Origin of the sequence: Parvibaculum sp., assembly GCF_049672805.1 — a bacterium.
Taxonomy (GTDB): Bacteria; Pseudomonadota; Alphaproteobacteria; order Parvibaculales; family Parvibaculaceae; genus Parvibaculum.
The window spans coordinates 1-13,166 of the sequence record NZ_JBATWS010000021.1; the positions used below are offsets into that span (position 1 = coordinate 1).

The following is a 13,166-nucleotide window of genomic DNA, read 5'->3' on the forward strand; positions in this document are numbered from 1 at the left end:
CGAAGTTGCACCGCCGAGCAAAAGGCGAGTGCCATGCCCGGCCCCGGCTTTGGCCCGTGGCCGCTGTCATAGCCGGCAACGAAATCGACCAGCGGCGATAGGCCGAACCGCTCCACCGTTTCAAGCGCGGAGGCTTCCACATCATTCGTCGCAATGCCGATGACATGGCCCCGCTCCCGAAGCTCCGAGAAAAGTGCGGCGAGATCTGTCACTGGAACGGAGCGCGCCGGTCCCTCTATCGCAAAATGCGTGTCGAGTGCGGTGACCAGCGCCTCGCGCCCGAAGTTCTCCAGATAAGGCAGCCAGGCATCAGCTAGCTCATATGTATCGCCCGCCGCCCCGATGCTCCCCGGGAGGAAACGCCCCGCCGCCTCATCATGGCCGATGGCGCGCAAAAGCGAACACACAAGCTCCTCGCGCCCTTTCGCCAGATCTTCTGCAAGCGCCCTAAGCAACGGCGGCCATGTCAGATGGAAGTCGAACAGTGTGCCGTCCTTGTCAAAAAGCAGGCCTTTAGGCGGCACTCTGATCACCCTTTTTCCAATTGTTCCGTTTCAGCACAATTCCGGGCATAATGGGCGCGGAGGCCGAAAACAGGAAGAAGCATATGCGAAAGTTCAAGATCATCGTCGCCATTGCCCTTGCCGCTCTCAGCATCGGCCTGACCGCCGCCATCTATCTGCAAAACCCCGGCGCCTCTTTGGCGGTCGGCCTTCTGCTCCTTATGGTCCTCATCTCGTTCCTTTATGACCACCGGCAGGCCATTTTCTCGAAGCCGACCGACATCACGATCAAGCTGGCCGATGAAAAGACATCGCTTGGGGTAGCACAGGCAGCGGCCCTGACCCGGCTTGCGGAAGGCGAGATACGCGGCACACCGAATTACAGTGGCAGCTAGGCCTTACTTCGGCGACCATTCAGACGTGATTTCGGAAAGATCCGGGCGCGGACGTTCATCCTTGGGCACGCTCTCGCTGCCAAAATAGAGATATCCCGCAACCCGCTCATTTTCGCCAAGGCCAAGAACGCGATTCACTTCCTCACTATAGGCATACCATTCGGTGAGCCATTGCGCGCCGAAGCCTAGGGCCGTCGCCGCAACCAGCATGTTCTGACAAACAGCGCCGACCGAAAGCGTCTGCTCCCATTCGGGTATCTTGATGCCCGGCATCATCCGCGAAATGACAGCGACGACCACGGGCGCGCGCATGAAGCGGCCTGCCTCGAAAGTAATCTGGTCTTCCGTCGCGCGCGGCTCTGCACTTGCAAAGAGACGCGCAAGCTCCGCCCCGAAAGCAGCCCGTGCTTCCCCCCTGAAAATGATGAAGCGCCAGGGCGCGAGCTTCCCGTGATCCGGCACGCGGGCCCCCGCTCTGAGGATCGTTTCAAGTTCCCCGGCGTCCGGCCCCGGCTCCACCATGGTAAGCGCCTTTGCGGAACGGCGTGTCAGAAGCAGATCAATCGTCTCAGGTGAACGGGGCAATTTCTTTCCTCATGTTCAAAAACAGTCGGCGGCGTCACACGCCTAGTTAAGCCTCACGCTTTACTTGGGCAAGCCCACCCGCCACCATATCCCGGAGGGCTGAGGGGACATTCACAGTGAGACTGGCCACAACATGCCGCCTGTTCATTCTGGCGGGGGTGATGATTTTGTCGTTTGGCGACGGAACGGCGCTGGCAGGCGGCTGGCCGCTCGAGCCGGGCACAGGCGAAATCATCGTAAGCGTATCGCGCATGACGGCAGGCGAACGCTATGACCAGAATGGCAACAAGATCTGGAAGAGCCGCTACACCAAGCATGAAATATCGCCCTATGGCGAATATGGCCTGACGAAAAACCTCACCCTGATTGGCGAGGCGGCATGGTCGCGCGAAACGACCGACTTTTTCGGCCTCACCTTTGAAGATCGCGGCGTCTCGCGCGTGAAGGCAGGCGCGCGCTACGCGGTCGGCTCATGGAATGGCACGCTTTTCTCCGTGCATTCTCTCGCGGTTCTTTTCCTCGACGATCAGGGAAATGATCCCGCCGCGACCAAACGGAACGATATCGACACCGACCTTGCGCTTGTCCTCGCGCGCAATGACGAGCTTTTCGGCCTGCCTATTTTCAGTGTGCAGGAACTCGGCTGGATCGCGCGCAACAGCGGCCGGCCCGATCAGATCCGCGCGGACATAACGCTCGGCACGAAACCCTGGCCCGGTGCGATGCTACTCGCAAAAAGCTTCAACAGCGCCGCCACGCGCGATACCTCAGCAGGCGACCTCTATCGCGCGAGCAAGATCGCCTTCTCTGTCGTGCTCGACCTGCCAGCGGAATTTGGTCCCGGCTGGGCTTTTGAAGCGGGAACGGAAAGGACGATTTCCGGGCGAAGCACGGTGGACGAACGCACATGGCGTGCGGCGCTCTGGTATCGCTTCTGAGGTAGATAGCGCAGAAGCGTCATTCGCTCGCGATGACGTATTTGAATCTTACTCCCCGATCGACGCGTAGTCGCTTTCCTTTCCGAAAAACACAGCCGCAACATCAGTATCGGGCGGCATATCCCATCCCGACCCCTTCGCGCCTGCCTGCAGCTCGGCAAGAGAAAAGCCCATCTTCACGTCATAAGTGCGGTCGATCTGGTTTCTGAGCCGTGCCTCTGCGTGATACCAAGCGGTTTTCACCGCATCATCGGAACAGGTCGCAAGCTCCTTCGGATCCCGTGCGCCCCAGCGCCGCTCGGGGCAGTGATACGGATCAAAAGAAAAATCAAAGACGCGCGCCCGCGCCTCCTCAAATGTCAGGGGGCGGACGCTTCCATCGCTGGCCGCATAGGAAACATGACAGGCTCCTGCCTCCTCACGATAGGCAGCGCCCAGATCACGGAGAATATCCGTACCTTTATACTCAAGCTTCGGATCGTTCGCTTCCGCCATGTCGATGAAGCGGGCGATCCTCTCCCGCATCTCGACGAAGGAAGCCTTCAGCCGCGCATCCCGCGAGGGTGTCGAATAGGTCTCCCAGTCGCCATGCGTGCCATAGATGTTGTCCGGCAGGCGAGCTGGCTGCGGCCGCTTGTTGATGCCCGCCTTTACGGCAACATCAACTGCCTGAGCGCGATAATGGAGATCATCGCAAAGCTCGCGCACCATCAGCCGCGTTTCGAAGATCGGATCATAACCGACATCCCCCTTGGCCAGCACGGCACGGACATAGTCGTAGTAATCCAGCACCTCACCCTTGTGGGCGAAACGGGCGGACTGCCACTGTTTTGCGCGCGGCATTTCGGTGCCGAAGAACTGCTCGTCCGACCAGTCCGCAATCTCGCTGTCACGCGCGAGAACCACGCGCCCGCCATGCCATGTGCCATCCGCTTCTTGCGTCGCGCCGACAAGTTTCATCGGCCGCCAGTTCTTGAAGCCCGCGCCCATCGGCGGAGAGGCGCGCACAAAGCGCTTGCCATAGGAACCGCGTGTCAGCGTGTTGTCGGGATGCGTGTCAATGAAGCGGATGCGACCATCCTCATCAACGCTATAGACCACGGCCACATGACCATTCGGATCATAGATCACCGTACCAGGGCGGATGGAGCCACGGTCAATCTTCACCGGGTAGAAATCGAAAAGCTCGCCGCCCGTCAGATCAGGCGCAAAGCGATACATCGCGCTCGACACCACATTATTGATCGCATTGAGCACGCTGCGCGCATTGGGGAAAGCGCCCGGTACTGCCGGAACAACATCGACGCGCTTGTAGGCGTAGTTGCCATAGCGCGAATAGCGCAGGTCAGTCGAGCGGCCAACCGGCGCAACGCCGCTCACATAGGAAAACGGCAGACCATTCTTCCACGCGAAATAGGCACGCAATGCATAAGGCAGGTCCGCGCAATCGGCATAGAAGAACATGCCCTTCGGGTCGGAGGCGCGGTAGATGTTCCACGGCCCCTTGAGACATTCATCAAAGGTCCGGCAGTTGCTTTCGCCAATCGCCGTGACGAACTCGCCAAAGGCGCGCTCATCGCTCGCCGTCCATTCAGTGCGCGTCACACGCCAGCGAAAGCCCTCTGGCACCGGCATGGCGGCATTGTCAGAAACCTCTGCCCCGCTCACCACCGGTGCCATCTCGGCCGCGGGAACAGAGCGCGTTTCGGCTGATGCCCCGCCCGCCGCACAGGCGAGAAACATAGCCGCCACACCACTGAGAACGCCCCAACGCGCCATTGCCAAACCTCCGCTCTAAGGGAGCGTGAGTTAACCATAAGCGTGCGAAAGCCGCACTCTGCTATAATTTTAGAGTTGACTTAATTAAGTTATTTAGAAAATAATGAGCCATGGAAAGCTTCACCGCCCTCGCCGACCCGACAAGGCGGCAAATCGTCGAAATGCTCGCGTCAGGCGAACGCCCCGCAGGTGAGATTGCGCGCCGCTTCGATATGAGCGCACCGGCCGTCTCGCAGCATCTGAAAGTGCTGCGGGAGGCGCGCCTCGTCCGCGTGCGGGTGGATGCGCAGCGGCGCATCTATTCGCTGGATGCCGAGGGTTTTGCGGAAGCGGAGAACTGGTTCGCCACGATCCGCCGCTTCTGGGGGCCGAAGCTCGATGCGCTGGAAAGCGCCCTGAACGCAGCAGCCGAGAGGGACCGTGAAAATGAGCGATGACAAAGCCTGGGGCGAACTGATCGACAGCAGCACGGTCCGTTTCGAGCGCCTGCTCCCCGGCCCCGTCGAGCGCGTCTGGTCCTACCTCACCGACGCAGATTTGCGCGGCACATGGTTTGCTGCCGGGCCAATGGAGCCACGCGTCGGTGGCGCCATGACCATCGTCTTCCACAACAACAATCTCGGGCCGAACCCGGCGCCGCCGCCGGAACGCTTCAAGCAATATGGCGGCCCCTTCGACAGCAAGCATGTGGTGACAATCTGGGAGCCGCCTCATCGCCTCGGCTTCACATGGGATGACGACATGAACCCTGCGGGCTGCGTCGTCGAAATCGAGCTTGCGATGCAAGGCGACAAGGTGCGCCTTACCCTCACCCATCGCCGTCTTGCCCGCATCGAGGATGCCATTGACGTCTCCGGCGGCTGGCACACGCATCTCCTGATGCTGGCCGAACAGCTCGAAGGCAACCCGAGAACATCGTTCTGGGCTGCCTTTGACGGTATCGAAGATGAGTATCGGCGGCGATATACGGGCGGCTGAGGACAAGCCTCAGTCGCACCTCATCATCTCAGATCAGGCGGCGTCGCCTCCTGCCGAAGCGAAGCGATGACATCGGAAAGCGCCATCGTCTTCTGCTCCTGAGAACCGAGGCGGCGCACGGAGAGCGTGTTCTCTTCCGCCTCGCGCTTGCCCGCAACGAGGATCGCCGGCACCTTGCCCACGGAATGTTCGCGCACCTTGTAGTTGATCTTCTCATTGCGAAGATCAAGCTCCACGCGAAGCCCGGCAGCGCGCAGTTCCTCCGCCACCTTCTGCGCATAGTCATCGGCATCGGAAGTGATCGTAGCAACCACCGCCTGCACCGGCGCAAGCCAGAGCGGGAAACGGCCTTCATAATGCTCGATCAAGATGCCGATGAAGCGTTCCAGCGAGCCCAGGATCGCACGATGTAGCATGACCGGGCGATGCTTCTGCCCGTCTTCGCCGATATAGCTCGCATCGAGACGTTCCGGCAGATTGAAGTCGAGCTGCAACGTGCCGAGCTGCCATGAGCGGCCAATCGCATCCTTCAGATGAAACTCAAGCTTCGGGCCATAAAAGGCACCCTCGCCCGGCGCGAGCGTATATTCGCGGCCAATATCATTGAGCGCCTCTTCCAGCGCCTTCTCCGCGCGGTCCCATGTTTCATCGGAGCCGACACGCTGTTCCGGGCGCAACGCAAGCCGCACCTTGAGGTCGGTGAAGCCCATATCGTCATAGACGCTTTCAAGGAGCGAAACGAAAGCTGACGTTTCGTCCTTGATCTGGTCTTCCGTGCAGAAGATATGCGCATCATCCTGCGTCATCTGGCGCACACGCATCAGCCCGTGCAACGCGCCATGCGCCTCGTTGCGATGGCAGCAGCCAAACTCCGCCATGCGCAGCGGCAGATCGCGGTAGGACTTCACGCCCTGTCGGAAAATCTGCACATGCGCCGGGCAGTTCATCGGCTTGATCGCCATGAGCTTCGCCTTGCCGGACAGCACGGGCGCATCTTCATCCGTGCCGGGCACTTCATCGGGTACCACGAACATGTTCTCGCGATATTTGCCCCAATGGCCGGACTGTTCCCAGAACTTCGAGTCGAGAAGCTGCGGCGTGCGCACCTCCACATAGCCGGACGCATCAATCCGCCTACGAACATATTGTTCAAGCGCCTGCCAGATGCGCCAGCCCTTCGGATGCCAGAAAACGGAACCCTGCGCCTCTTCCTGCAAATGGAAGAGATCCATCTCGCGGCCGATCTTGCGGTGGTCGCGGCGCTCCGCCTCTTCCACCATCGTCAGATAGGCCTTGAGGTCAGCTTCCGTCGCCCAGCAGGTGCCATAGATGCGCTGAAGCATCTCGTTGCGGCTGTCGCCGCGCCAATAGGCACCCGCAAGCTTCGTCAGCTTGAAAGCCTTGCCGAGCTTGCCCGTGGAGGGAAGATGCGGACCACGGCACAGGTCGAGCCAGTCGCCCTGCCGATAGACCGAGACTTCCTCGCCTGCCGGAATGCTCTCGATGATCTCCGCCTTGTAGTGCTCGCCGATCTTTTTGAAATAGGCAATGGCCTCGTCACGGCCCCAGACTTCGCGCGTGATCTTCTCGTTGCGATCCACAATCTCGCGCATCTTCGCTTCGATCTTCTCAAGGTCTTCCGCCTTGAAAGGCTCGGCGCGGGCGAAGTCGTAATAGAAGCCGTTTTCAATCACCGGCCCGATCGTCACCTGCGTGCCGGGGAAAAGCTCCTGCACGGCTTCCGCCATCACATGCGCGCAGTCATGGCGCAGGATTTCAAGCCCGTCATCCGTCTGCGGCGTCACGATCTCGACAATCGCATCCCGGTCGATGACCGTGGAAAGGTCTTTCACCTTGCCGTCGATCTTGATCGCCAGCGCCTTCTTGGCGAGCGACTTCGCAATGCTTTCGGCAAAGGCAAATCCGTCTATCGGGCCTTCCACCTGGCGAACGGAACCGTCGGGCAGTTTCAGATTGATCATTTTTTCTTCTCTCAATGCGTTCCGTGCGTATGCGCCTTGTGGTCCGGCATCCGCCAGCGGCCATGACGCCAGGGCGCCCAGAATGGCTGCGGTTCAAGCGTTTCCGGCACCGGATCGAATCCGTGGCTTCCCCAAGGGTTGCAGCGGACGATCCGTGACAGGCCGAGCCAGCCCCCGCGCCACGGCCCATGCCGCTCGATCGCCTGCACCGTATAGTCCGAGCAGGTCGGCAGATGGCGGCATTTTGGCCCGATCAGCGGTGATATGAACCACTGATAGAGCCGGATAAGGCCGCGCATCGCGAGCGAAAAGGGGTCGCGCCGCATGAGGTTAACCCGTTTCAAATCACACGCACTTGTTAGCTTTTAATCGGAAGCGGCACAACAGAGGGCGGGGATAGCCTACCCCGCCTTACCGGAGGCCGCCGATCAGTCAATTTCAGGAGAACAGCCACCCGGACGGATCGCAGGGGCGGCCAGGCCCGTCGCTCAGGCGGACGGGCCGGTGCTAGTGAGGGTGCCGGTCTGCGGCGCAGTACCACTCCCTTCACCCTTATCCCGGGCTCTGGCGCGGGCGGCTTCGACCGCCTCTTCCACCGCGTCGAACACAAGAAGCGTCGAGGCATGGCGGGCCTTGTATTCCCGCACAGGCTCCAGCACCTCGAGGTCTTTCCACTTGCCGCCATAGGCCTCGCGCGGCGGCTCGCCATTTTCCTTGAGCATGGCGCGCATGGCGGCGGCGATGTCATGCAACTCACTGACGGTCGAGCCAATCACATTCCGCGCCATGATGGAGGAGGACGCCTGCCCCAGCGCACATGCTTTCACGTCGGCACCATAGGCGACGACCGTGTCACCATCGAGCTTTACATCCACCGTCACCTTCGAGCCGCAAAGCTTGGAAACCGCCGTGGCCGAGGCATCAGGCGCGTCCAGCCGCTCGCCATGCGGAATATCCGATGCGAGTGCGAGAATGCGCTTGTTGTAAATCTCGTTGAGCATCTGCCTTCAGCCTAGCCCGCCACTCTCCAGCTTGTGCCTTGCGGCCCATCCTCGATCTGAATGCCCATTGCCGCAAGTTCGTCGCGGATACGGTCTGCTTCCGCGAAGTTCTTTTCCTTGCGGGCGGCATTGCGCGCCTCGATCATCCGTTCGATCTCTTTGCCATCTATATGGGAAGCCGCCCCGCCGCCTGCAAACCAGGCTTCGGGGTCCATTTCCAGAATGCCGAGAATACGGCCTGCGCCGATCAGTTCCGCCTTGAGAAGCGCCCTTGTGCCGGGGTCGGTCTCCGTATTGGCGCGTTTGGCAATGGCGAAAAGCTCCGCCAGCGCCTTGGGTGTGTTGAGATCGTCAAGAAGCGCCTCAATAAAGGCGTCAGGCGCGGCGTCACTGGTCGGCTCAGACTTCACATCGGCAAGGCTGCGCAGGGCGCCATAAAGCCGGTCGAGCATCCGGCGCGACTGGGCAAGCCCTTCCGCCGTCCAGTCGAGGGGTTGGCGGTAATGGCCGTTCAGCAGCGCAAGGCGGATCGCCTCGCCGGGCGCCTGCGCAATGAGATCATGCACCAGCAGCACATTGCCGAGGGACTTCGACATCTTCTCGGATTCAATGTTCACAAAGCCATTATGCATCCAGAAGCGCGCAAGCGGCGCACCGCCATGCGAGCAGGCGGATTGCGCGACTTCGTTTTCATGATGCGGGAACTGAAGATCGATGCCGCCGCCATGAATATCGATCGTCTCGCCCAGATGCTTTTCGATCATGGCCGAGCATTCGATATGCCAGCCGGGGCGGCCCCGGCCCCAGGGGCTGTGCCAGCCCGGCTGGTCCGGCGTGGAAGGCTTCCACAGTACGAAGTCCGCCGGGTCTTTCTTGTAGGGCGCCACTTCAACGCGCGCGCCCGCCACCATCTCGTCACGGTCGCGGCCGGAAAGACGGCCATAGGCGGAATAGCTCGGTACATTGAAGAGAACATGGCCATCCGCCGCATAGGCATGGCCCGCCTCGATCAACCGCTCCATCATCGCGATCATCTCGGCGATGGTTTCCGTCGCCTTCGGCTCGATATCAGGCGGAAGCACGCCGAGCGTGGCCATATCCTTGCGGTAGATATCGGCATATTTCTCCGTGATAGCGGAGATAGCGACGCCCTGCTCCTTCGCAGCCGCAATGATCTTGTCTTCAATATCGGTGATGTTGCGCGCATAGACGACATGCGGATAGAGCCGCCGCAGCAGACGCGCCAGCAAATCGAACACGACCGCCGGCCGCGCATTGCCGATATGGGCGTAGTTGTAAACGGTCGGCCCGCAGACATACATCGTCACGCGGTTCGGGTCGGAAGGCTCGAATACTTCCTTCTTGCGCGTCAGCGAGTTGTAGAGCCAGAGCGTGCGGTTCTTCAGCGGAGTGTTCATCGGATCAGGCCATTCGGGGTCGTGGCTGGGAGCTGCGGTCTGTACGGCCCGCCACTTGGCAGGCCTTCAGATGGCGGTGGAGGATTTGCGCGTCCTGGTAGTTGCGCACCGGCCCGCCTGCCGACACGAAGTCAGGCAGTGAGATGGCTGGCAGCCTGTGATTCTGCGCATCGTCACCGTGAAATCCTCCGGCAGACCGAGGAGGCCCGTTCGCATTCTGTTAGCGAAGGGGATGGTGAGTGGCAAGGCTTAACAATTAACCAATGGCCCCTTTTCCGCTGCGTTCCGGGGAAAAACCCGCCCTGCTTTGCGGGATTGTCATATTCCCGCACCCTTGATAGCCCGTTTCCGCAACGCTATATGCATCCTTAGAACGATGTCACATCAGCTACAGCATGGCATAAGACCCCGTGCTTGATGGGCAAGACGGGCAGTTCCCCTTTCGGAGCTTCCCGTTGACTTGAACCGGACGAAGCCTTCGGGCGGATGCCGGGAAACCCCTAACGAGATTGGTCGAATGGACATGAATGCTGCAGTTGATGGGCTTCGCGCCCGGAGCGAAGACGAGCGTCTGGTGGAAGTGAAGAGGCCTTCTCGCGAGGAAGCCGAAGCCGCCGTGCGGACGCTGATCGCCTGGGCCGGAGACAACCCGGAACGCGAAGGCCTGATCGACACGCCCGGCCGCGTCGTGCGCGCCTATGAAGAGTTCTTCGAGGGGTACAATATTGACCCCTTCAAGGAGCTCACCCGCACCTTCGAGGAAGTCGAAGGCTATCAGGACATGGTGATGCTGCGCGACATCAACATCGAGTCGCATTGCGAGCATCACATGGTCGCCATTCTTGGCCGCGCCCATATCGCCTATGTGCCGACGCGCAAGGTGGTCGGCATTTCCAAGCTTGCCCGCGTGATCGAGATTTTCGCGCGCCGCCTGCAGACGCAGGAAACCATGACTGCGCAGATCGCCGACACGATCAACGCGGCGCTTCAGCCGCAGGGCGTCGCCATCCTCATCGAGGCGAAGCATCAGTGCATGACGACGCGCGGCATCAAGAAGCCGGACGTCGCCACCATCACCACGCAGTTCACCGGCGTTTTCCGCGACGACCCGCGCATGGAAGCCCGGTTCATGCAGATGATCCGCGGTTACTGATCGTCAGAAGCCTCAAGGCTTTGACAAAAAGCCCCGCCTTCATCTGAATGGCGGGGCTTTTTATTTCTCCCGCTTCGCAAGACCCCTTCCAAGGATTGAATGTTATGAGCGGCAAATCCCTTTTCGCCCCGCGCGGCACGAAACAGGAAATCGAGGAAGGCACGGCCTTCACGCCGAAATTCGACGAGAACGGGCTTATCACCGCTGTCACTACCGATGCAAAGACGGGTGAGCTTCTCATGGTCGCCTGGATGAATGAGGAGGCGCTTGCCCGCACCATCGAAACCGGCGAGGCATGGTACTGGAGCCGATCGCGCGGCGAGCTATGGCACAAGGGCGATACGAGCGGGCAAATCCAGACCGTCATCGAACTCCGCACGGACTGCGATCAGGATACGGTCTGGCTCAAGGTGGAAGTCGCAGGCGATGGCGGCTGCTGCCATGTCGGCTACCGCTCCTGCTTCTACCGCCGTGTGTCTGACGGTGACGAGGCCTCAGGCAATCTCCCGAAGCTTGAGCCGACCAGCGCCCGGAAATTGTCACATGACCGGCATTGACCGCGCATAAATTCGGTCACATTTCAGGCTCATAGAAAGGGCTGCGCTGCCTTTCCGGCGCGGCTCCCGTTCCTTTGATTACCGAAACGCTTGAAGCAGGTTCACATGTCTCGTCCAAAAATCGGCATCGCGCTCGGCGCCGGCGTGGCGCGCGGCTGGACCCATATCGGTGTTCTGAAGGCGCTGTCCCGCGCCGGCATTGAGGCGGACATCATCGCGGGCACATCCATCGGCGCGCTGGTGGGCGGATGCCTCGCGGCGGGAAAACTCGAACCGCTGGAAGACTTCGCGCGCTCGCTCACGCGCCGCCGCATGATCGGCCTGCTTGATCTGCGCTTCCGCTCCTCGGGCCTGATCGGTGACTCCAAGCTTGTGGAGTTGATGCACGAACATCTCACCGATATCCGCATCGAGGATCTGGACCGGACCTTTGTCGGCGTGGCAACAGAACTCACCACCGGCCACGAGCTCTGGCTCCACAAGGGCAGCCTCATCAATTCCGTCCGCGCCTCTTATGCGCTGCCGGGCGTGTTCTCTCCCGTCGCGATTGACGGGCGATGGCTGATTGACGGAGCGCTGGTCAATCCTGTGCCCGTGTCGGTTGCCCGCGCGCTTGGTGCGCGTGTGCTGATCGCCGTCAATCTCAGCAATGATCCCTTCGACCCCGCCATGCGGCGGCGCGCCAAGGAGGCAACAGCCTTCCCCGGCTATCTGCCCGGCATCGCCCCTTCCCTGCCCGACGACGACATCTTCCGCGAGATTGAAAGGGAGATGGACGAGCAGGAAGCGCTGGAAGAAGCGACAGAAGAAATTCTCGCAGAAACCGCGCCCGGTCCCGATGAGGTGGGTGGTGAGGTGGACGTTCCCGTCACCGAGCGCATTCTCTCCACCTTCAAGGGATTGCGCTGGCGGCGCAGCCCGGAAAAGGAACTCATGCGCCGCGTCATCGGCAGCCGTCAGCGCGAACCGGGCATTGCGAATGTAATGCTTGCCTCGCTCAACATCGTGCAGGATCGGCTCGCCCGGATGCGCATGGCAGGCGACCCGCCCGACATTCTGATCGCGCCGAAGGTTGGCCATCGCAGCCTGCTCGATTTCGACAAGGCGGATGAACTGATCCGCCTTGGCGAAGAGGCAGCCGAAGAAGCCATTCCCCAGATCAGGGAAACGATCGAAATCGTCAGCTAGGCGCGGCCCTATCCGTTGGCGATGTAAAGGCGGAGCGCCTCCGTCTCCATCACGGTTTCGGCGATGCGATGCTTCACCACGTCACCGATGGAAACGATGCCGACAAGCTCGCCCTTCTCCATCACCGGCAGGTGACGGAAACGGCCCTCGGTCATCATATCCATCACCTCATCGACGGAATCATTGAGACCGCAGCTCACGACGCGCGAGGTCATCACCTCATGCACCGGCGCCTTCAGCGCCTCGCCGCCCGTGCGCGCCACCGCCTTGACGATATCGCGCTCGGAAATGATGCCGAGCACGGAGCGGTTTTCCATCACCAGCACGGCACCGATGCGCCGTTCCGCCAGCAGCATGGCCACATCGGAAAGAGTGACGGCAGGACCTACCGTGACGACATCTGAGCCCTTGGCTTTCAAGATCGTGGCGACATTCATGGCGTCATCCTCCTGTGTGCGGTTTTCAAACCTGCCCCGCCGCCCCACGGGCTTTCCAGACCGCTGGTTGGAGCCCTGCCGAAAGCATGCGACATTCCGCCGCACAAGGCAAGGATAGGTGCAAAATGCAGGAATCAGCGTTTTCCATTGCCGACCCTGCCCTCGCTTTGACAACGCAGGAGACGTGTCGATAGTTTTCTTCTGCCTTGGTTGAGTCCCAATTCTCCCTCTTAATTTCGCACCTAAACCGAA

At 60.7% G+C, this 13,166-nt stretch carries 15 protein-coding genes; 7 read left to right on the forward strand and 8 right to left on the reverse strand.

The window, feature by feature from the left end; all coding sequences use genetic code 11:
* The coding region (locus tag WBF74_RS00730) for an HAD family hydrolase (protein ID WP_424433843.1) at positions 1-533 on the reverse strand (533 nt) is incomplete at its 3' end.
* A 74-nt stretch (positions 534-607) separates the two neighbouring features.
* Here WBF74_RS00730 and WBF74_RS00735 point away from each other — a divergent pair.
* On the forward strand, positions 608-898 hold the full coding sequence (locus WBF74_RS00735; RefSeq protein ID WP_424433845.1) for a hypothetical protein: 291 nt from the start codon (positions 608-610) through the stop codon (positions 896-898).
* A gap of 3 nt (positions 899-901) precedes the next feature.
* On the opposite strand, the gene WBF74_RS00740 is transcribed toward WBF74_RS00735, so the two are convergent.
* Positions 902-1,483: a nitroreductase family protein gene (locus tag WBF74_RS00740; RefSeq protein WP_424433847.1), complete on the reverse strand. Its 582-nt coding sequence runs from the start codon at positions 1,481-1,483 to the stop codon at positions 902-904.
* Between the two features lie 116 nt (positions 1,484-1,599).
* Between WBF74_RS00740 and WBF74_RS00745 the strand changes: the two genes are divergently transcribed.
* On the forward strand, positions 1,600-2,421 hold the full coding sequence (locus tag WBF74_RS00745) for a hypothetical protein (RefSeq protein ID WP_424433849.1): 822 nt from the start codon (positions 1,600-1,602) through the stop codon (positions 2,419-2,421).
* A 48-nt stretch (positions 2,422-2,469) separates the two neighbouring features.
* Here WBF74_RS00745 and WBF74_RS00750 read toward each other — a convergent pair whose 3' ends face one another.
* Positions 2,470-4,200, reverse strand: coding sequence for a hypothetical protein (locus WBF74_RS00750; protein WP_424433851.1), 1,731 nt, complete (start codon positions 4,198-4,200; stop codon positions 2,470-2,472).
* 110 nt (positions 4,201-4,310) lie between these two features.
* On the opposite strand from WBF74_RS00750, the gene WBF74_RS00755 reads away from it, so the two are divergent.
* Both WBF74_RS00755 and WBF74_RS00760 read left to right on the forward strand, forming a co-directional pair.
* Positions 4,311-4,637 carry a metalloregulator ArsR/SmtB family transcription factor gene (locus tag WBF74_RS00755; protein WP_424433853.1) on the forward strand — a complete coding sequence of 109 codons (327 nt, stop codon included), beginning with the start codon at positions 4,311-4,313 and terminating at the stop codon, positions 4,635-4,637.
* On the forward strand, positions 4,627-5,178 hold the full coding sequence (locus tag WBF74_RS00760; RefSeq protein ID WP_424433855.1) for an SRPBCC family protein: 552 nt from the start codon (positions 4,627-4,629) through the stop codon (positions 5,176-5,178). The genes WBF74_RS00755 and WBF74_RS00760 overlap by 11 nt, the downstream gene beginning before the upstream one ends.
* Before the next feature lie 23 nt (positions 5,179-5,201).
* On the opposite strand, the gene thrS is transcribed toward WBF74_RS00760, so the two are convergent.
* The 4 genes from thrS to cysS all read right to left on the reverse strand — a co-directional run bounded on the left by thrS (position 5,202) and on the right by cysS (position 9,579).
* Entirely contained in the window at positions 5,202-7,160 is a 1,959-nt protein-coding gene (thrS, locus tag WBF74_RS00765; protein WP_424433857.1) for a threonine--tRNA ligase, read from the reverse strand.
* Between the two features lie 11 nt (positions 7,161-7,171).
* A complete protein-coding gene (yidD, locus tag WBF74_RS00770) occupies positions 7,172-7,486 on the reverse strand; it encodes a membrane protein insertion efficiency factor YidD (protein ID WP_424433859.1) in 315 nt (104 codons plus the stop codon).
* Between the two features lie 162 nt (positions 7,487-7,648).
* On the reverse strand, positions 7,649-8,161 hold the full coding sequence (locus WBF74_RS00775) for an iron-sulfur cluster assembly scaffold protein (RefSeq protein ID WP_424433861.1): 513 nt from the start codon (positions 8,159-8,161) through the stop codon (positions 7,649-7,651).
* Between the two features lie 11 nt (positions 8,162-8,172).
* A complete protein-coding gene (gene cysS, locus WBF74_RS00780) occupies positions 8,173-9,579 on the reverse strand; it encodes a cysteine--tRNA ligase (protein ID WP_424433863.1) in 1,407 nt (468 codons plus the stop codon).
* A gap of 523 nt (positions 9,580-10,102) precedes the next feature.
* Here cysS and folE point away from each other — a divergent pair.
* From folE to WBF74_RS00795, 3 genes are all read left to right on the forward strand, one after another.
* A complete protein-coding gene (gene folE / locus WBF74_RS00785; RefSeq protein ID WP_424433871.1) occupies positions 10,103-10,732 on the forward strand; it encodes a GTP cyclohydrolase I FolE in 630 nt (209 codons plus the stop codon).
* Between the two features lie 104 nt (positions 10,733-10,836).
* Complete coding sequence (gene hisI / locus WBF74_RS00790) at positions 10,837-11,289, forward strand: phosphoribosyl-AMP cyclohydrolase (RefSeq protein WP_424433865.1); 453 nt, start codon at positions 10,837-10,839, stop codon at positions 11,287-11,289.
* A 105-nt stretch (positions 11,290-11,394) separates the two neighbouring features.
* A complete protein-coding gene (locus WBF74_RS00795; RefSeq protein ID WP_424433867.1) occupies positions 11,395-12,477 on the forward strand; it encodes a patatin-like phospholipase family protein in 1,083 nt (360 codons plus the stop codon).
* An 8-nt stretch (positions 12,478-12,485) separates the two neighbouring features.
* Here the strand turns inward: WBF74_RS00795 and WBF74_RS00800 are convergent, their stop codons facing one another.
* Positions 12,486-12,914, reverse strand: coding sequence for a CBS domain-containing protein (locus WBF74_RS00800; protein WP_424433869.1), 429 nt, complete (start codon positions 12,912-12,914; stop codon positions 12,486-12,488).
* Positions 12,915-13,166: the final 252 nt, after the last annotated feature.

What these genes read in the sequence shown, in the direction of transcription:
- cysS (WP_424433863.1), bottom strand. Translation starts at nt 9,579, where the DNA reads ATGAACACTCCGCTGAAGAACCGCACGCTCTGGCTCTACAACTCGCTG.
- WBF74_RS00800 (WP_424433869.1), bottom strand. Translation starts at nt 12,914, where the DNA reads ATGAATGTCGCCACGATCTTGAAAGCCAAGGGCTCAGATGTCGTCACG.
- WBF74_RS00735 (WP_424433845.1), top strand. Translation starts at nt 608, where the DNA reads ATGCGAAAGTTCAAGATCATCGTCGCCATTGCCCTTGCCGCTCTCAGC.
- WBF74_RS00775 (WP_424433861.1), bottom strand. Translation starts at nt 8,161, where the DNA reads ATGCTCAACGAGATTTACAACAAGCGCATTCTCGCACTCGCATCGGAT.
- folE (WP_424433871.1), top strand. Translation starts at nt 10,103, where the DNA reads ATGAATGCTGCAGTTGATGGGCTTCGCGCCCGGAGCGAAGACGAGCGT.
- WBF74_RS00795 (WP_424433867.1), top strand. Translation starts at nt 11,395, where the DNA reads ATGTCTCGTCCAAAAATCGGCATCGCGCTCGGCGCCGGCGTGGCGCGC.
- thrS (WP_424433857.1), bottom strand. Translation starts at nt 7,160, where the DNA reads ATGATCAATCTGAAACTGCCCGACGGTTCCGTTCGCCAGGTGGAAGGC.
- WBF74_RS00750 (WP_424433851.1), bottom strand. Translation starts at nt 4,200, where the DNA reads ATGGCGCGTTGGGGCGTTCTCAGTGGTGTGGCGGCTATGTTTCTCGCC.
- WBF74_RS00755 (WP_424433853.1), top strand. Translation starts at nt 4,311, where the DNA reads ATGGAAAGCTTCACCGCCCTCGCCGACCCGACAAGGCGGCAAATCGTC.
- yidD (WP_424433859.1), bottom strand. Translation starts at nt 7,486, where the DNA reads ATGCGGCGCGACCCCTTTTCGCTCGCGATGCGCGGCCTTATCCGGCTC.
- WBF74_RS00760 (WP_424433855.1), top strand. Translation starts at nt 4,627, where the DNA reads ATGAGCGATGACAAAGCCTGGGGCGAACTGATCGACAGCAGCACGGTC.
- hisI (WP_424433865.1), top strand. Translation starts at nt 10,837, where the DNA reads ATGAGCGGCAAATCCCTTTTCGCCCCGCGCGGCACGAAACAGGAAATC.